Source organism: Longimicrobiales bacterium, assembly GCA_028823235.1.
Taxonomy (GTDB): Bacteria; Gemmatimonadota; Gemmatimonadetes; order Longimicrobiales; family Gaopeijiaceae; genus UBA2589.
In genome coordinates this window covers 1-17,954 of sequence record JAPKBW010000003.1, presented here as the reverse complement: position 1 = coordinate 17,954, position 17,954 = coordinate 1, and the positions used below count along the sequence as shown (strand labels likewise).

The 17,954-nt window shown below is 61.3% G+C and carries 17 protein-coding genes; all 17 read left to right on the top strand.

What is annotated here, in order from left to right:
* The first annotated feature begins 21 nt into the window (after nt 1-21).
* The 17 genes from thrS (at nt 22) to recN (ending at nt 17,941) form a co-directional block, all read left to right on the top strand.
* Entirely contained in the window at nt 22-1,944 is a 1,923-nt protein-coding gene (gene thrS, locus OSA81_01960; protein MDE0897758.1) for a threonine--tRNA ligase, read from the top strand.
* A gap of 279 nt (nt 1,945-2,223) precedes the next feature.
* Nucleotides 2,224-2,736, top strand: coding sequence for a translation initiation factor IF-3 (gene infC / locus OSA81_01955; GenBank protein MDE0897757.1), 513 nt, complete (start codon nt 2,224-2,226; stop codon nt 2,734-2,736).
* Nucleotides 2,737-2,778: 42 nt separating this feature from the next.
* A complete protein-coding gene (rpmI, locus tag OSA81_01950) occupies nt 2,779-2,976 on the top strand; it encodes a 50S ribosomal protein L35 (GenBank protein MDE0897756.1) in 198 nt (65 codons plus the stop codon).
* A 12-nt stretch (nt 2,977-2,988) separates the two neighbouring features.
* Nucleotides 2,989-3,357 carry a 50S ribosomal protein L20 gene (rplT, locus tag OSA81_01945; protein ID MDE0897755.1) on the top strand — a complete coding sequence of 123 codons (369 nt, stop codon included), beginning with the start codon at nt 2,989-2,991 and terminating at the stop codon, nt 3,355-3,357.
* Between the two features lie 94 nt (nt 3,358-3,451).
* Nucleotides 3,452-3,886: a PaaI family thioesterase gene (locus OSA81_01940; protein MDE0897754.1), complete on the top strand. Its 435-nt coding sequence runs from the start codon at nt 3,452-3,454 to the stop codon at nt 3,884-3,886.
* Between the two features lie 78 nt (nt 3,887-3,964).
* The gene (gene pheS / locus OSA81_01935) at nt 3,965-4,984 is read left to right on the top strand and encodes a phenylalanine--tRNA ligase subunit alpha (protein ID MDE0897753.1); all 1,020 of its coding nucleotides are present in this window, start codon (nt 3,965-3,967) and stop codon (nt 4,982-4,984) included.
* Between the two features lie 2 nt (nt 4,985-4,986).
* Nucleotides 4,987-7,419: a phenylalanine--tRNA ligase subunit beta gene (gene pheT / locus OSA81_01930; protein ID MDE0897752.1), complete on the top strand. Its 2,433-nt coding sequence runs from the start codon at nt 4,987-4,989 to the stop codon at nt 7,417-7,419.
* Nucleotides 7,400-7,711 (top strand): hypothetical protein, encoded by a 312-nt coding sequence (locus OSA81_01925; protein MDE0897751.1) that lies wholly within the window; start codon nt 7,400-7,402, stop codon nt 7,709-7,711. Before pheT ends, OSA81_01925 begins: the two co-directional genes overlap by 20 nt.
* A complete protein-coding gene (locus OSA81_01920) occupies nt 7,708-7,998 on the top strand; it encodes a cell division protein ZapA (GenBank protein MDE0897750.1) in 291 nt (96 codons plus the stop codon). The genes OSA81_01925 and OSA81_01920 overlap by 4 nt, the downstream gene beginning before the upstream one ends.
* Nucleotides 7,999-8,091: 93 nt before the next feature.
* On the top strand, nt 8,092-9,666 hold the full coding sequence (gene rny, locus OSA81_01915) for a ribonuclease Y (GenBank protein MDE0897749.1): 1,575 nt from the start codon (nt 8,092-8,094) through the stop codon (nt 9,664-9,666).
* A 132-nt stretch (nt 9,667-9,798) separates the two neighbouring features.
* On the top strand, nt 9,799-10,689 hold the full coding sequence (locus OSA81_01910) for a bifunctional methylenetetrahydrofolate dehydrogenase/methenyltetrahydrofolate cyclohydrolase (protein ID MDE0897748.1): 891 nt from the start codon (nt 9,799-9,801) through the stop codon (nt 10,687-10,689).
* A gap of 39 nt (nt 10,690-10,728) precedes the next feature.
* On the top strand, nt 10,729-12,057 hold the full coding sequence (gene xseA / locus OSA81_01905) for an exodeoxyribonuclease VII large subunit (GenBank protein ID MDE0897747.1): 1,329 nt from the start codon (nt 10,729-10,731) through the stop codon (nt 12,055-12,057).
* Complete coding sequence (xseB, locus tag OSA81_01900) at nt 12,054-12,284, top strand: exodeoxyribonuclease VII small subunit (protein ID MDE0897746.1); 231 nt, start codon at nt 12,054-12,056, stop codon at nt 12,282-12,284. Before xseA ends, xseB begins: the two co-directional genes overlap by 4 nt.
* Nucleotides 12,281-13,201 (top strand): polyprenyl synthetase family protein, encoded by a 921-nt coding sequence (locus OSA81_01895; GenBank protein MDE0897745.1) that lies wholly within the window; start codon nt 12,281-12,283, stop codon nt 13,199-13,201. Before xseB ends, OSA81_01895 begins: the two co-directional genes overlap by 4 nt.
* 130 nt (nt 13,202-13,331) lie before the next feature.
* Nucleotides 13,332-15,239 (top strand): 1-deoxy-D-xylulose-5-phosphate synthase, encoded by a 1,908-nt coding sequence (gene dxs, locus OSA81_01890; protein MDE0897744.1) that lies wholly within the window; start codon nt 13,332-13,334, stop codon nt 15,237-15,239.
* A complete protein-coding gene (locus OSA81_01885; GenBank protein MDE0897743.1) occupies nt 15,236-16,201 on the top strand; it encodes an NAD(+)/NADH kinase in 966 nt (321 codons plus the stop codon). Before dxs ends, OSA81_01885 begins: the two co-directional genes overlap by 4 nt.
* Nucleotides 16,202-16,264: 63 nt before the next feature.
* Nucleotides 16,265-17,941, top strand: coding sequence for a DNA repair protein RecN (recN, locus tag OSA81_01880; protein MDE0897742.1), 1,677 nt, complete (start codon nt 16,265-16,267; stop codon nt 17,939-17,941).
* Nucleotides 17,942-17,954: the final 13 nt, after the last annotated feature.

Here is a 17,954-nt window from a genome sequence, read left to right as displayed (position 1 = left end):
ACTTTTAACCAGACCAGAACCATGTCCAGCGAACACATCCGCATCACACTCCCCAACGGCGACGTCCTCGAGCTCCCTCATGGCTCGACCGGTGGTGATGTCGCTGCATCCATTGGACCGGGCCTCGCAAAGGCTGCCGTCGCGGCGGTCGTGAACGGCGAGACGATCGGCCTCATGGAGCCCATCGAGGGCGATGCGACCATTTCGATTCTGACCGAAAGGGATCCGGCAACTCTCGAGGTGCTCCGTCACTCGGCCGCCCATATCCTCGCGACGGCGGTGCGCGAACTGCGACCGGGCGCAGGGATCGGCTTCGGGCCGGCGATCGACGAAGGTTTTTATTACGACTTCGAGGTGGATGAACCGTTTACCCCGGAGGATCTGGCCGCCTTCGAGAAGCAGATGGGCGAGGTCATCAAGGCGGATCAGCCGTTTGAGCGACGACAGGTCGACAAGGCCGAGGCGCGCGAACTGTTCAGTGATGATCCGCTGAAGCTGGAGCGACTCGAAGAGTTCGATGACGACGAAGTCATCACGGTGTATGAAAACGGCCCTTTCCTGGACCTGTGTAAAGGGCCGCATGTGCCGAGTACCGGGAAGCTGAAGCACTTCAAGCTGCTCTCAGGCGCGGGCGCGTACTGGAGAGGCGACGAGAAGCGGCAGATGCTGCAGCGCATCTACGGGACTGCCTTCCACAAGAAGGGGGCGCTCGAAGAGCATCTGAATCGTCTTGAGGAAGCCAAGAAACGCGACCATCGCGTGCTGGGAAAGGAGCTTGACCTCTACTCAATCCAGGAAGAGATCGGGCAGGGCTTCATTCTTTGGCACCCGCGGGGCGCCATCATCCGCCACACGGTCGAGGAGTTCCTGAAGGATACGCTCCTGAGCCATGGGTATGATTTGGTGTACTCTCCGCAGATCGCGAGTGAAGAGCTTTACAAGATTTCGGGCCACCTTGAGGTGTTCGAAGACAACATGTTCCCGGTCATGGAGGATGAGGGCACGCGCTTCCGCATGAAGCCCATGAACTGTCCTCATCACTTCATGATCTATAAGACACAGACCCGTTCGTATCGTGATCTCCCGCTCCGTTTCGCGGAACTCGGGACCTGCTATCGCTACGAGCGCTCGGGCGCGCTCCACGGAATGCTTCGTGTCCGGTGCTTCACCCAGGACGACGCGCATATTTTCGTGCGTCCGGATCAGATCGGAGTCGAGTATGACAAGCTTCTGGACTTGGCAGACTACCTGCTGAAGATCTTCGGCTACGAGTACAACGTGTCGTTGGGTACCAGGCCCGAGAAGGCGATCGGAGACCCTGTGGTATACGACGCGGCGACGGAGACACTCCGGGATGTGCTCGAGCGGCGCGGCATGGACTACGTCGAGGAAGAGGGTGGCGGAGCGTTCTATGGACCCAAGATCGACGTAAATGTGGTCGACGCGATCGGGCGGGAGTGGCAGGGTGGCACGTTCCAGCTCGACTTCCTTATGCCCGAGCGTTTCGGGCTCCAGTACGTTGGGTCGGACAACGAGCGTCACAACGCCGTGGTCATACATCGAACGCTGCTCGGGTCCATGGAGCGGTTCGTTGGCGGGCTAATCGAGCACTATGGCGGCGCATTCCCAACATGGCTTGCACCTGAGCAGGTTCGCGTGATGCCAGTAGGTGAGCAGTGGGACGCCAGTGCGCAGGAGCTACGGGCCGCGCTCGTCGCAGCTGGCGCCCGGGTTACAGTCGAATCTCGCGAGACTCTCGGATATCGGATTCGCGAGGCCGAAACACTGAAAATCCCCTACATGGCGGTCGTCGGAGAGCGCGAAGCCGCAGACGGCACCGTCGCGGTGCGGAAACGGGGTGCGGGCAAGAAGCAGGAAGTCATGAGTCGTGAGGACTTCATTGCGCTTATCACGGATGAGATCGGGACGAAGGCGCTCGGTTGAAGAGAATGTTCGAGAGATGGTCTGGGCGTTGACCCGGGCCGCCTCTCGGAGCATCTTTTTAGACCACCCTCGGGTGGGCGAAAATCAGGAAGTGAGTCGCAGTGACCGGCGGCTCCACCTTCAGGGCTCCTCAGGGGCCGACATGAGGGTCGCAGGGGTCGACGCCCGGAGCATGACTCCGTCCGTCTATCCCGGTTGCGGCCCGAGACTTGTCTCGGGCTTTTTTATTGATGAGTGCCGGAAGGTGCTCGCCATACACTCCATCGGAGGTAGCGAAAAATCGACAAGCGTACTCGCGTCAACGACCAGATTCGGATCAGCCCAGTACGGCTCATCCAGGACGATGGTGAACAGATCGGTATCGTCTCGATCGACGAGGCCCGGGAACGGGCTACCGTGCGAGGAATGGATCTGGTAGAAGTAGCGGAAGAGGCTCGACCCCCCGTGGTCAAGATGATGGACTACGGGAAGGTGAGGTATGAAGCGGATCGAGCTCGTCGTGAGGCGCGGAAGAAACAACACACGATCAGAGTCAAGGAAGTGAAGTTCCGCCCTGGAATCGAAGACCACGACTACAAGTTCAAGGTCGGTCATGCGAAGCGATTCCTCGAAGAGGGTAACAAGGTAAAGCTGACGATGATGTTTCGGGGTCGTCAGGTGACACATCCCGAGATCGGTCTCGAGGTTCTGTCCAGAGTGATGGAAGAACTGCAGGACATCGCAAAAGTGGAATCAAACCCGAACATGGAGGGGAGGATCATGTCGATGGTCCTCGCTCCGCTAAAAGCCTGACGAACGCCCCGACTCAGTGGGGAGAACGGAGTATCAGATACAATGCCGAAGATGAAGACGCACCGTGGTGCGGCGAAGCGGATCAAGAAGACCGGAACCGGAAAGTTGAAGCGGATGAGGGCCTATAAGAGCCACATCCTCACGAAGATGACTACGAAGCGTAAGCGTCGTCTTCGGAAGGCCGATCTCGTGTCTAAGGCTGATGCGAAGAAGCTGAACAAACTTCTCCCCTACGCCTAAGGAGGCAGTACCATGCCAAGAACCACCTCTGCCGTCCCGCGGAATAATCGAAAGAAGAAGATCTTCAAGGTTGCCAAGGGTTATTTTGGCGGCCGGAAGAATCTCTACCGGACAGCGAAGGACGCAGTTGAGAAGGGCTGGGAGCACGCGTATCGGGACCGCAAGAACAAGAAGCGGAACTTCCGCAGGCTCTGGATCGCCCGTATCAACGCCGCGACCCGTGAACACGACATGTCATACTCGGTCTTCATCAACGGCCTGAAGCACGCCGGGATTGAGCTGGATCGAAAGGCTCTGGCGGATCTCGCGGTCCGTAACCCCGATGCCTTCGGTGCCGTCGTTGAGCAAGCACGCGCAGGATTGGCGTCCAAGGCTGGCTGAGCCTGATCGGTCGGTCTCGATCGGTGCACCGGACGTTTAAGGGCTCCGTAGCTGATGCTGCGGGGCCCTTTCGCGTAGCTCGCGAAAGGAACTCATGAACCGGGACCACTTCCGGGCCCTCGAGCATATGTACCTTCAGGCTCCCATCAACGAGTTCTACCGACCGACTATCGGAGTCGAACACGAAGCAGCCACGATCCAGATTGAGGTCCATCCGAAATATTTCCATCCCGCGGGAGCCATCCACGGTTCCGTCACCTTCAAAATGCTCGACGATGCGGCTTTTTTCGCGGCTTCATCGATCGTGGAGGACGTATTCGTGCTGACGACATCCTTTACCACGTACCTGACACGCCCGGTGTCCGAGGGCCGTTTGAGGTCCGTGGGGTGTGTGGTAACCCAAAATCGCTCCCAGATCATCGCGGAGGCGATAGCCTATGATGCCGAAGACCGGGAAGTGGGCCGAGGCAGTGGCGTCTTCGTCCGAAGCAAGGTCGCGTTAGCCGGTATTCCCGCGTACCGTCAGTAGTCCACAGCGGTTCGGCGTTGTAGTTTTCGCTCTTCGGCTCCGGTGGCCGGCCCCAACGACTTACGACCATTCACCTGAATGAGTGATTCAAATCCGATCGAGGCTCTTGTGGCCCTCGAACGTGAGGCGCTCGACGCGATCGCGTCGGCGGCGGACACGGAAGCTCTTGAAGCCGCCCGTGTGACCTATCTGGGGCGCAGTGAGGGCCGAATCTCTGGAATCCTGAGGGGAGTCGGCCATATGTCGGCCGAGGATCGCCCACGGGTCGGCCAGAAGGCAAATCAAGTGAAAGGGGCGGTTACCACCGCACTGGACACCCGGGCATCGGATCTCGCCGGCCCAGCGGTCACTGGCAGTCTCGATCTTTCACTGCCTGGGCGTGCGAAGTGGAAAGGTGGGCTACACCCGATTACCCAGGCGGTGGACGAAATTTGGCACATTTTCCGCGATTTGGGCTTCAGTCGAGCTCGGGGGCCGGAGGCAGACACCGAATGGTATAACTTCGAGGCGCTCAATACCCCACTCGACCACCCCGCGGCAGATGAGCAGGATACCCTGTATCTGGTCGACTCGGTGCTGCTACGCAGCCACACGTCTCCGGTCCAGATGCGGACCATGGAGAAATTCGAGCCGCCGATTCGCATTCTTGCGCCAGGTTGGGTCTATCGACGCGATACTTACGACGCGACGCATACGCCCGCCTTCATGCAGATCGAAGGACTCGTAGTGGACGAGGGAGTCACTTTCGTCGACTTCAAGGCTACCCTGGCTGAATTCGCTCGTCGTTACTGGGGTCCGGACACTCAGGTCCGTTTCCGTCCGTCGTTTTTCCCGTTTACCGAGCCGAGCGCTGAGGTGGACGTGAAACGCGTCATTACTCGGCCTGACGGCACCAGGGAAGAGACCGACTGGCTGGAGATCATGGGCGCAGGGATGGTCGATCCCAATGTGCTCGCGAACGCTGGCTATGATCCAGAGCGATACACGGGATGGGCGTTTGGCATGGGGCCGGCACGAATCGCCCTGTTGAAGCATGGAGTGAGTGACCTGAGGACCTTCTTCGAGAACGATGTGCGATTCCTGGAGCAGTTCTCTTGAACGTGTCCACACGATGGCTGAAGGACATGGTTCCCGGGCTCGCCGGAACACCGGAGGAGCTCTCAGTCCATCTGGCACTCCGAGGCGCACCGGTCGAGGAGATCTCGAGCCCCGGAGATGGATTAGGGGACATTGTGATAGGGAAGGTGCTCAAGGCTGAGCAGCACCCCAACGCGGATCGACTCAAGGTTTGTGAGGTCGATGGCGGCGACGGCATCGTTCAGGTCGTCTGTGGAGCCCCCAATGTGACCGCAGACACATACTATCCGTTCGCTCCCATTGGCTCGCTGCTCCCCGGCGACTTCAAGATCAAGAAAGCGAAGATTCGAGGTGAGCTGTCTCAAGGTATGCTATGCTCTGCCAAGGAGTTAGGTCTCGGGGTGGAGCATGATGGGATTCTAGAATTGAGTGGATCCTTCACTCCGGGTGAGGCATTCGTGCCGGCCCTCGGCCTGGATGATGCGACACTCGACGTCGAGATCACATCGAACCGGGGCGATCTCCTTTCACATGCCGGGATCGCCCGTGAGTTGGCCTCTGAGGGGGCGGGCGAGGTTCGACTCGTGGACGTGCCTGGTGCGGACGAATCCGAATTCGCCTACTTGAGTGATCCAGCCGAGGTCACAGGGTCGGGCGTCACGATCCGAATCGAGGACCCGGACCTTTGCTCTCGGTATCTCGGTGCTGTTATTCGCGGGGTGAAGATCGGTTCGTCGCCGGCGTGGTTACAGGAGCGTCTGCGGGGCGCGGGTGCCCGTCCGATCAACAATGTGGTCGACGCCACGAACTACGTCCTGCTCGAACTCGGGCAGCCGATGCACGCATTCGACATGAATCGCCTGGGTGGATCTGCCATCAACGTGCGCCGGGCTTCCGCCTCGGAGGCGGCACTCACCACTCTCGACGGTGAGTCGCGGACGCTCACGTCCGATATGCTGCTGATCTGCGATGCTGAGCAGCCGGTCGCAATCGGAGGCGTGATGGGCGGACAGAACTCCGAAGTGGAGGATGAAACCACCGATTTGCTGCTCGAATGTGCGCTCTTCGACCCCAAATCCATCCGGAAAACGCGAAAGGCGCTCGTCATGTCGACGGATGCTTCGTATCGATACGAGCGTGGCGTCGATCCGGACGGGATGCGGAAGGCGATGGAGCGTTGTATCGCAGTCGTGCTCGCGACGGCTGGTGGGGAAGTGGACGGGCCGATTCTCGATTGTTGTCCGAGCCCCTTTGAGACCCAACTCGTCGACCTGCGGCTCTCTCGGATCCAGCACCTGCTTGGTATTCCGTTCGAGAGTGCGTATGTGCGCGAACTCATCGAGCCGCTGGGATTCGTGGTCGAAGGAGAACTCGATGGCGTTCTGCACGTGCGCGTGCCCGGATTCCGTAGCTACGACGTGACCAGGGAGGTCGACCTCATCGAAGAGGTTGCCCGAACGCACGGGTTCGATCGCTTTCCGGAGACACTCGGTCCACAGAGGCCAGGGAACGTCCCCGACCATCCCTTGTTTCTCCTGGAAGACCAGCTTCGCGCTTCGCTCGCGGCGGCCGGCCTCTTCGAGGCGCACACGCCCGCGTTTGCACCGCCGGGAGAGGGTGATGTCGAGGTTGCGAACCCCTTGGCCACCACGGAGCCCTTCATGCGCTCCAGAATGCTTCCCGCGCTGCTGCGACGCCTCGAATACAACCTTGCGCACGGGAATCGGGACGTTCGGCTCTTCGAGATCGGGACGACATTTCGCAGCGCCGGGAAGGGGAACCCACCTGGGGAAGCGACTCACATCGCTGCGGTGCTGACCGGACTCCGGGAACCGTCCCACTGGTCACGAGAAGACGAACCGCTCGCGATCTGGGACCTCAAGGTGCTGGTCGAGGACACGGCAGCGATCGCCTACCAGGAGGGGCCTGAGGTCGCCCCCGCCTCGACCCTTCAAGCACCGGGCCCCACGGCAATGGTGGCTCCACCGCAGCTCGACGGAGCACAGACGTTGGTGGTGCGCACAGGGGGAGGTCAGGTGGTCGGGCATGGCGGAAGGGTTCTGGCAGGTGCCGTGGATCTTCCCGTTTGGGCCGGCGAAGTGTGGGGGCTCGAAATCGTGCTTCCCGCGGAGCCCGCTCCGGCGAACGCTCCCACGGACGTGCCTCTGCCCCAGTTCCCGGCTTCTGAGCGCGATCTCGCGCTGCTGGTGCCGCAGACTCTGGCTGCAGGCGATGTCACCGCACGGATCAAAGAGGTCGGGGGCAAGGATCTCGAGGCAGTAGATCTGTTCGACGTTTACACCGGGGAGGGCGTGCAGGCCGGTGTCCGCTCCGTAGCATTCCGCTTGCGCTTCCGCTCTCCAAAACGAACCCTGAAGGACAAGGACGTCGACAAGAGCGTGAAGGCCGTTCTCAAACGCCTCGAGGAGGATCTCGGTGTCAGAGCCCGAGGATAACGGAGTGGCCGCCGACAAGGCCGCGTTCAAGAGACTCGAAGGGGCCGTGGGTCAGCTCTTCGACAAGCTCTCTGAGGCTCGGCAGCGCACCAAGGCGGCCGAAGCCAAGACCGTGGAACTGGCGGAGCTGGTGCGCAGGTTTACCGGTAACGAGGCTGAGGCGGGTGAACTCATGAACCGTCTGAAGGGCCTCGAAACCGAGAACGTCGAGCTGAGGGGTCGCCTCGAGGCGGCCCGGGCCGGCGTCGATCGAATGATCGCGCGTATCAAGTTCCTGGAGAACCAAGGATGAGCCCGAAGACGTCGGTCACCGTGCGTATCGCCGGGGAAGAACACACCATTCGTGCGAGCGCCGAGCCAGAGTACACCCGAAGGTGTGCCACGATGGTCGATGACCGGATTCACGAGATTCGAATGGCGGCGGGCCTGATCGAGGGGCACAAGGCGGCGATCCTGGCGGCGTTGTCTATTGCGGACGAATGCTTCCAGGCGAGGGATGACCTCGAAAAGCTGCGAGCCGACCTCGCACGTCAGGTTGACGCGCTTGCCGAGCAGGTGGAGCGGTCGATTCCGTCCTGACGTCGGCTTGCGTGCGGGTTTACCCGTACCCTATCCTCAAATTGAAATCTACGCTCACCTCGGCCATACCCGGTCGATTTTGGAGTTACATATATGATCACCCCGCCTACTATGGTGGCGGCGGCGGTCGGACTCGTTCTCGGAGCACTGCTCGGTTTTATTGTCTCACGGAATCGTGAAAGAACACGGCAGGAGCTGGAAAAGCAGGCAGGACAGGACGAAGCCTCTCGCATCCTCAAGCGGGCTGAAAGCGAAGCAGAGAATGCCCGGAAAGCTGGTGAAATCGCGGGGCGAGAAGATGGTTTTCGCTTCCGTGAATCGTGGAAAATCGAGGAGAACCGTCGCAGGGAAGAGGTCGAACGGGCCGAACGCCGGGCAGAGGAACGCTCGGACGCCTTTGATCGACAAGCCGATCGCCTGAATTCTCGTGAGCTGGAGCAGGACGCCCGGACGGCGTCGCTGCACACGCGCGAGCAGGGTCTGGAGAGTGAAGCGAAAGAAGTCGCAACCCAAAGTGCCCAAGCCAGGGGTCGGCTCGAAAAACTCGCGGGCATGAGTCAGGAAGAGGCCAAGACGGAGCTCATGGCGGACCTCGAGGACATCGCGCGGGCTGAGGCCGCCAATTCTCTTCGTGAAATCAAGGAGCAGGCACAGCGCGAGGCCGAGAAGGAGGGCAGCAAGATTGTTGCTCTCGCGATTCAGCGAATGGCCGCTGATCTGACGGCTGAGACGACCGTCTCCGTGGTTCAGTTGCCCTCGGATGACATGAAAGGTCGCATCATCGGCCGAGAGGGGCGCAATATCCGCTCTTTCGAGCAGGCCACTGGAGTCGATGTCATCATCGATGATACGCCGGAAGCCGTTGTGCTAAGCGCGTTCGACCCCGTTCGACGCGAGACCGCCCGCATCGCTCTTGAGAAGCTTGTGGAAGACGGCCGGATTCACCCTGGACGAATCGAAGAGATCGTGGAGAAGGCCGGGGAAGAGGTCGAGAAGGGAATGGTCGAGGCCGCGGAGGAGGTCCTCTATGAACTCGGGCTTCACAACATCCATCCGGAGATCGTGCGCACGCTCGGCCGGCTGAAGTATCGTACCTCATACGGTCAGAATCAGCTGCAGCACTCCCGAGAGGTGGCGCTCCTGGCTGGCTCGATGGCAGCCGAAATGGGACTCGACGTTCAGGGGACCAAGCGAGCGGCGATTATGCACGACGTCGGTAAGGGGATGACACACGAACACGAGGGGACCCACGTCGAGCTCGGCTATCGTCTGTGCAAGAAGCACGACGAGACCCCGCTCGTGCTCAACGCCATCAAGGCGCATCACGACGCAGAGCCGCACTTCTTCGCCGAGACCTTCCTGGTCACAGCGGGCGATGCCATCAGCGGATCTCGGCCAGGTGCCCGCCGTGAGATGTTCGATGGGTATGTGAAGCGACTGGAGCGGCTCGAAGAACTGGCCATGGAGCAGGAGGGAGTCGCTCGCTGTTTTGCGATCCAGGCAGGCCGCGAGCTCCGGGTGATGGTGGAGCCAGAAAAGGTCACGGACGGAGAGATGGCTCAGATTTCCGATACTGTCGCGCGGCGCATCGAGGCAGAGCTTCAGTATCCGGGGCAGATCAAGGTTGTCGTCGTGAGGGAGACGAGGACAGTGGACTTCGCTCGATAGTTGGATTTTCCCACATCTAGGCACCTCTTAGTACTCTGTTAGATTCTCCGTTTCGGGGTCGCCTTGGCCGGATTTCCCAGCCTCGGCACGATCCTAGTCGAGCGTAGAAAGCATCCCAATTCCGGGGGACCGATGAGCACACAGATCATCTCTGGCCGCGATATCTCCAACGAGATCCGCGGGGAGCTGAAAGACGAAGTCTCCTCACTGACCGTCGGGTCAGGCATCGTGCCTGGACTCGCGACGGTGCTGGTTGGCGCCGACCCGGCCTCCCAGATGTACGTGGGCATGAAGAACAAGGCCGCCGCTGCGATGGGAATCCATTCCCAGCAGATCACGTTAGACGCGGACACCTCCGAAGACGAGTTGCTGGGCGTTGTCGAAGGGCTGAACGCCGATCCGTCGATCCACGGCATCCTGGTCCAGCTCCCGCTCCCGGACCATATCGATGAAGGAAAGGTCATCGAGGCCATCGATCCTTCAAAAGACGTCGATGGATTTCACCCGGTTAGCGTGGGCAGGCTCGCCACGGGCTCGGGTGACTTCTTTGCTCCGTGCACTCCAGCTGGGGTCGTGGAAATGCTCGTCCGCAGCGGTCACGACCCCAATGGAAAGCACGTGGTGATCGTGGGTCGCTCCAACATCGTCGGAAAGCCGCTCGCCTCGCTCCTGATGCGGAAGGCTCCGGGCGGAAACGCGACGGTGACAGTCGCACATTCGCGAACACCCGACCTCGGCGCGGTGACACGCACGGCGGAGATCCTGGTCGTGGCCATGGGTCGTCCGGAAATGGTCACCGCGGACATGGTAGCCGAAGGCACTGTGGTCATCGATGTGGGCACCAACCGGGTCGATGACGACACCAAAGAGAAGGGCTACCGCGTCTGTGGTGACGTGCTGTACGACGAGGTCAGCGAAAAGGCAGCGGCGATCTCCCCAGTGCCCGGAGGTGTGGGCCCGATGACGATCACCATGCTCCTGGCGAATACGGTCAAGTCGGCTCGGATTGCCGCCGGTCAGTAAGACGGTCCGCATAGGCGGCGCGGCGCGAGGGTCCGACCAATGAGCGACGACACGTTCGACCTGTTTGATGATGATGAGGTTGGTGGAACCGATGCCGGCTGGGATGACACGGATGAGGTAGAGGACCTCGACCCAGAGCCCGAGTCTATCGACCGGGCCCCAAAGGTCTGGTCGGTCTACCAGGTGAACAAAGCGGTGAAGGGCCTTCTCGACAGCAGCGTCGAACCACTCTGGGTAGGTGGAGAGATCGGCAGCTGGACACGGTCTCGCCCAGGTCACTGCTACTTCACCCTGAAGGACGATCGCGCTCAGATCGGTGGAGTGATGTTTGCCGGTGACTCGGCCAAGCTGCCGGCAGACCCGGATGTCGGGACCAAGGTCCGGGTCTATGGCGACCTAACGATCTACGAGCAGCGAGGGCAGTTTCAGGTCATCGCGCAGAAACTCGAGGCCGAGGGCGCGGACGGACTCTGGAGCAAAGCCTTCGAGGCGCTCAAGCAGAAGCTCGAACTGGAGGGTCTCCTCGGGATCGAGAGAAAGCGACCGCTGCCGGCTTACCCGGGATGTATCGGTGTCGTAACATCGCCGACCGGTGCGGCCCTCCACGACATCACGTCGGTTTTACGACGACGCGCTCCGTGGACACGGGTCCTGCTCTCGGGCAGTCGGGTACAGGGCGAAGGTGCCTCCACCGACGTCGCGGCCGCTTTGCGACGTCTTGCAGCTACGGGCCTCGCCGATGTGATCATCGTCGGGCGTGGAGGAGGATCACTGGAGGACCTCTGGGCCTTCAACGAAGAGCCGGTGGCCCGTGCCATCGCCGAGTGTCCTGTCCCTGTCATCTCTGCGGTGGGCCACGAGGTCGACGTCACGATCTCCGATCTGGTCGCGGACGTCCGGGCCCCCACACCGAGCGCCGCTGCGGAGACCGTCGTCCCCGACGGGCCCGCACTGCTTGGACACCTCCGGCGGAGTCCAGAGCGCCTCGGTCGTGCACTCCGACGGACCGCCGCTCGCCCCGGCGTTGAGGTCGCCGAGCGCATGGGACGACTACACCACGCGATAGAGCGAAGACTCGTTCCGGCACGCCAGTCACTCGATCTTGGAGCTGACCGGCTGGAACGGGAGACGAACGATCTGATCCAAGTGCGGACGATCACTCTTCGGGGCCTCGCTGGGCGACTCGAAGCTCTTTCGCCCCTGTCCACTCTGGCACGCGGGTATTCAGTCGCAAGGACTGCCGATGGTCGGGTGCTGCGAACACTGGAAGACTTTTCACCCGGCGCACCCTTTCAATTACGCGTCAGTGGCGGCACGATCGACGCTGAAACGCTGAGCACTCACAACAACGACGACGCACAAGCATGATCGACGAAGCGATAGACCCTACGCTCGAGGAGCGATTGAGCCGCTTGGAAGAGATTCTCGCTCGAATGGAGTCCGACGAGGTCGAGCTCGAGGAGGCTCTCAAGCTGTTTGAAGAGGGCGTGTGTCATGTGCGTGCAGCAGAGAAGGTCCTGTCCGAGACAGAGTTGAAGGTCGAGGAACTGCTCGCGTCGGGCGAAACGCGAGATATCCCCGTCGACGCCGAGTGACTAACTCGACGTTCCCAGGCCTGGACGCTTACCTGGACAGCGAGGGCGGCCCGGTGGAGCGAGCGCTTGAGCGTGCGGTCGTCACTCTTGAGCAATGCGAGGCCCCACTTGAACCCGAGGTCCTCGGTGCAATTCGCCATGGTGTGATGGGTGGCGGGAAGCGACTGCGTCCGATCCTGTTCGCGTCGGCATACGAGGCGTGTGGGGGAGAGGCGAAAGAGGCGTCCTACGACCTCGCGGCATCCTTGGAAATGATCCACGCGTACTCCCTCATGCATGATGACCTGCCGTGCATGGACGACGCCGCCCTGCGTCGTGGGCGGGCGACCACGCATCGGGTGCACGGCGAGGAGGTCACGATCCGAGCCGGCGCTGCACTGATTCCAGCCGCCGCTCTTCAGGCTCTCGACGCCAGCGGGCGGCTCGGATGTGAGCGAGTGCAATGTCTGATCCTCGTGCGCACGCTGATGGCCGCCGCCGGCGCCGGCGGCATGGTGGGTGGGCAGTGGATGGACCTGCTTGGAGAGGGCCTCGCTCTCGGGACGGAAGATCTGGATGCACTGCATCGGATGAAGACCGGCGCTCTCCTCACGGCATCCCTAGAGATGGGCGCTCTGGCAGCGGATGCGGACAAGGACACCCGGGATGCACTTCGCATGTACGGTCAGGCGACCGGGCTTGCGTTTCAGATCGCCGACGATGTGCTCGACGCCACTGCCTCCCCCGAGACGCTTGGAAAGAACCCGAGCGATGCGGACCTGGACAAGTCGACCTACGTCGCGTTGTATGGCCTCGAAGAGGCGCGTCGGCGGGCGCGCGACCAGGTCGACATTGCGGTCTCGGCGCTAAATGTGGCGGGAATCGACTCGCCCGCACTCCTGGCGCTTAGCAGATACGTGGTGGAACGAAGTAAATAGCGGACCAGGCTGGACCGCTTGGAGGTTTCAATCACACATAGCTCCGGGATGTGCGGCACGGTCCATGCCTCTATCTTTCCACAACGGTGACCCGCCCGTCACCCCGCACTGCTGAGTAAAGGAGATCCGGGTGTCTCTACTGGATCAGATCAAATATCCGGCCGACCTTCGTCGGCTCAAGAAATCTGACCTACCCAAGGTCGTGGATGCCGTCCGCGAGCGGCACATCGACGTGGTTTCCCAGAAGGGGGGGCATTTTGGCGCCTCCCTCGGCGTGGCGGAGCTCACCGTGGCTCTGCACTACGCTTTTGAAACCCCGCGTGACCAGCTGATCTGGGACACCGGCCACCAGGCGTACATCCACAAGATTCTGACCGGTCGCAACCAAGATCTCCCAACAATTCGCACCAAGGATGGCCTCGCGCCGTTCTGCCGCCGCGATGAATCCGAGTACGATGCCTTCGGTGCGGGTCACGCAGCGACCTCGATCTCGGCTGCGTGGGGCATTGCCGTCGGGCGCGACCTCACCGATGAAGACTTCGATGTCGTAGCGATCATCGGGGATGGTGCGATGGGCTGCGGACTGGCCTATGAGGCGTTGAACAACGCCGGACACACCGGTCGAGACTTCATCGTCGTGCTGAATGACAACGACATGTCGATCGCGCCCGCTGTCGGTGCGATGAACAAGTACCTGACGGGAATGATCACGAATCCTGCCTACAACAAGGTCCGCGGACTCGTGAAGGAAGCGCTGCACCGGACTCCAACCGCCGTCGGCGATGTGATGGAAGAATTGGCTGGGCGCATGGAGGAGAGTCTCAAGCACCTCTTCACCCCCGGTCTCATCTTCGAAGAACTAGGGTTCAAATACGTCGGTCCGATCGACGGCCATGACGTCGAGGAGCTCGTGGACACCTTCCAGCGGGTCAAGGAAATGAAGGGCCCGGTGTTGGTCCATACCCTGACGCAGAAGGGGAAGGGCTTTACGCACGCAGAAGACGACCCGTGGAAATGGCACGCGCAGGGGCCGTTCGACAAAGTCACGGGGCAGGGTGGTCCCAAGTCCGCAGGGCTGCCTCGGTATCAGGCGGTCTTCGGAAAGGGCCTCATCGAGATGGCCGACGCGGATCCTCGCGTTGTGGCGATCACGGCTGCCATGCCCGACGGAACCTCGACAGACATGTTCCAGAAGGCGCATCCCGATCGCTACTTCGACGTCGGCATCGCCGAGGGGCACGGAGTCACCTTCTCAGCAGGCCTCGCGACCCAGGGCGTGAAGCCGATTGTGGCCATCTACTCGACCTTCCTGCAGAGGGGCTTCGACAATATCGTCCACGACGTGGCGCTTCAGGGGCTATCTGTCGTCTTTGGTATGGACCGGGCCGGTATCGCAGGGGAAGATGGGCCGACGCACCATGGGGTGCTGGATATCGCCTATATGCTCATGATTCCTGGAATGACGGTTACCGCTCCTAAGGATGGTGCCGAAATGCTGGGGCTATTGAGATTGGCGACCGAGGCCGATGATGGCCCGTGGAGTGTGCGCTGGCCGCGAGCGGCTGTTCCGGAGAAGGTCCCCCATCTGAGTCAAGTTCCGGAGATCTCTCCTCACACGTGGGAAGTCCTCCGAAACGGCGGCGATTGCGTGCTACTTGCGACGGGGACGATGGTCCTTAGTTCGATGGCCGCGGCTGAAGAGCTCGACGTAGAGGGGATTCACTGCACCGTAGTGAATTGTCGCTTCCTCAAGCCCTACGATCGTGCCGTTTTCGAGGAGATGGTGCGTAGCCACCCGACCGTCATCACTCTGGAGGAAGGTCAGGTTTCCAACGGGTTCGGTGCCTATATGGCTCGTGAGATTGCAGACCTCGAATTAGAGGTCTCTCCCCGGATTGGAACGCTGGGCGTGCCGGACAGGTTCATCCAGCATGGCGGGCGGGAAGAACTTCTCGTGGAAATCGGCCTCGATGTAGCCGGAATCGCGGCCCAGGTAAAGAATATCGTCGCACGTGGCGCGACACTGGAGCCGGCATGACGAAAGGAGGCAGCCACCCACCAGGCGAGTCTCGGCCCGGCAGATTTTCTGGGTCGGTGCGACGTCTGGGTGTCGTCTACCGTGAGCACACTCCGGACGTCCTGGGAATCGTCGATCGCCTCAAGGTCTGGGCGGCCGCTCGAGACATTTCGGTCGACGTAGAGACGGAGGCTGGGCACGGACTGGGGACGACACTCGATCTGATCGAGAACCCCGTCGACCTGGTCGTAGCATTGGGTGGCGACGGCACGTTCCTGCGGGCCAGCCGACTGGCCGTCGGGACGGATATCCCAGTCGTCGGGGTGAATCTGGGTCGTCTGGGCTTCCTCACCGCGATTCCCGACGTCCATCTCGAAGAGGGACTGGAAAAGGTCGTTTCCGGAGATGCGGTCATCGAGCATCGATTCCGTCTTCATGCTCGGATCGAGATGGAAGGTGTAATCACAGGCGAGAAATTCTACGCACTCAACGACGTCGTCGTGCATACCACGGGCGCAGCCCGTGTGACGCCACTCACTTTGTCTATTGGTGCCGCTGCGTCTCGCGTGGACGAGGACGAGTACGACCTCGATGGCATGGAAGATGTTGGGAGTTTCGCTGCAGACGGCGTGATCATATCAACCCCGACAGGCTCTACCGCCTACTCCATGTCCGCTGGGGGACCGATCATCGTCCCTGAGGTCGAGGCAATCGTTGTCACTCCGATCTGTCCGCACTCGCTGGCCGTCCGGCCGCTGGTGGTGCCGGCTCACGCAACGCTCCGCGTGGGGTCGCTCGACCCCGGTGGCGATCATCAGGTCACCGTCGACGGACGGGTCGTGTACAAGCTGGATCCCGGGCAGCAGGTCATCGTGAGTCGCGAATCTCGACCGATGTCGTTGGTGCGTCTGCCCGAACAGACGTTCTTCAATACGATGCGGCGCAAGCTCAATTGGGCTGCACGCCCACCTGAGCGGACCTAGTTCGACGGATTCGTCCCGATCGCCCATTGAGCCACCCTGGCCTCGCGACGTAGGTTCTGCTCCATGCTCGTTGAACTCCGCATCCGTGACTACGCCGTGGTCGAGGACCTCACCCTCCAACTAGGGCCGGGCCTCAATGCTTTGACTGGAGAGACCGGGGCGGGCAAATCGATCATTGTTGGTGCGTTGTCTCTGTTGCTCGGTGAACGCGCCTCCTCCGATGTGGTCCGGGTCGGTGCTGAGCGGGCCACGGTGGAAGCAGTCTTCGAAGTCGGCGAGCTACCCACAGTGAAGCGATTGGTCGATGACCATGGCTTTCGGCTCGAGGATGACCTCCTCATTCTCCGGCGCGAGGTCGCGTCGGAAGGCAGGAACCGGGCTTGGGTCTGCGGATCCCCGGCCACCGCAGGTGTGGTCGGTGCTTTAGGCACTGCGCTGGTTGACCTCCACGGGCAGCATGAGCATCAGACGCTGCTGCGTTCCCGAGACCAGCGAGCCATCCTTGATGCCTACGGTGGCTCTTATGAACTGGCACGTGCAGTGTCTCAAGGCTACACAGGTCTTCAGGCCCTCCGGACGGCGCTCGAGGCCCGTGAGGAGCGGCGCAGGGAGATTGAAAGTCGAGCTGATTTTCTCCGTTTTCAGCTGGATGAGATCGACGAGGCCGGACTCGGGCCGGGCGAGGACCAACGGTTGGAGAATGAAGCCGGTCGTCACCAGCACAGCGAAGAGCTCGCGAGGGGGGCCCGGTCCGTTCACAGCAAGTTGTACGATGGCGAGAAAGCGATCTCCGATCATCTGGCGGAGGTGCGGCAGCAACTCGAGCGGCTGTCGGAGTTCGACCTTGGGTTGCGGGAGGAGGTCGAGCGCTTGACTGAGGCCGCGGTCATCGTCGATGACGTCGGCCAGAGGATGGGAGATTACTCGACGTCGGTTGACCATGATCCCGAACGCTTGGACGAGATCCGATCCCGGCTGGATTACATCTTCCGATTGAAACGGAAGTACGGTCCGGAACTCGCCGATATACTTGCGAATGCACAGCGTGTTCGCACGGAGCTGGCGGACCTTGATGACGCGGACCATGACCTCGGTCGTATACGGGCACAGATGGAGTCCGCTGCGTTCGAACTAGGCCGGGTGGCGGCGGAGCTGAGCGCGGCGCGTAGAGCTGCTGCGGAGCGGCTCGGAGAAGCTATGGCTACGGTGTTACCTGAACTCGGTCTCAGTGGCGCCGCCTTTGTTGTAGGACTGTCGTCGCATGAGTCCGTTTCAGCCGGCGGGGCGGAGAGCGTCGAGTTTCGGGTCGCGCCCAATGAGGGATTCGATCCGATGCCATTATCCCGGATCGCGAGCGGTGGTGAGCTCTCACGTATCATGCTCGCGCTCAAGTCGATTCTTGCGACGGTCGACCGCGTGCCGGTGTTGATCTTCGATGAGATCGACTCCGGTGTGGGCGGTGTCGTAGCTACCTCTGTTGCGGCGAAGCTCGCCGAGGTGGCGGGCCGGCATCAGGTTTTCGTCGTGACCCACCTTCCGCAGGTAGCCTCACGGGCGCACTCACATTTGCTCGTAGAAAAGGAGGCGGGCCAAGGTGTCACCACTACGATGGTGCGCACTCTGTGCGGTGACGACCGGGTCGAGGAGGTAGCTCGGATGTTGGGCGGGGATCCGGAATCCAGAGCGTCACGAGATCACGCTCGGGAGCTACTCGAGGCTGCCGGCCACGGAGCGGCCTGAGCCGACCAGTCGC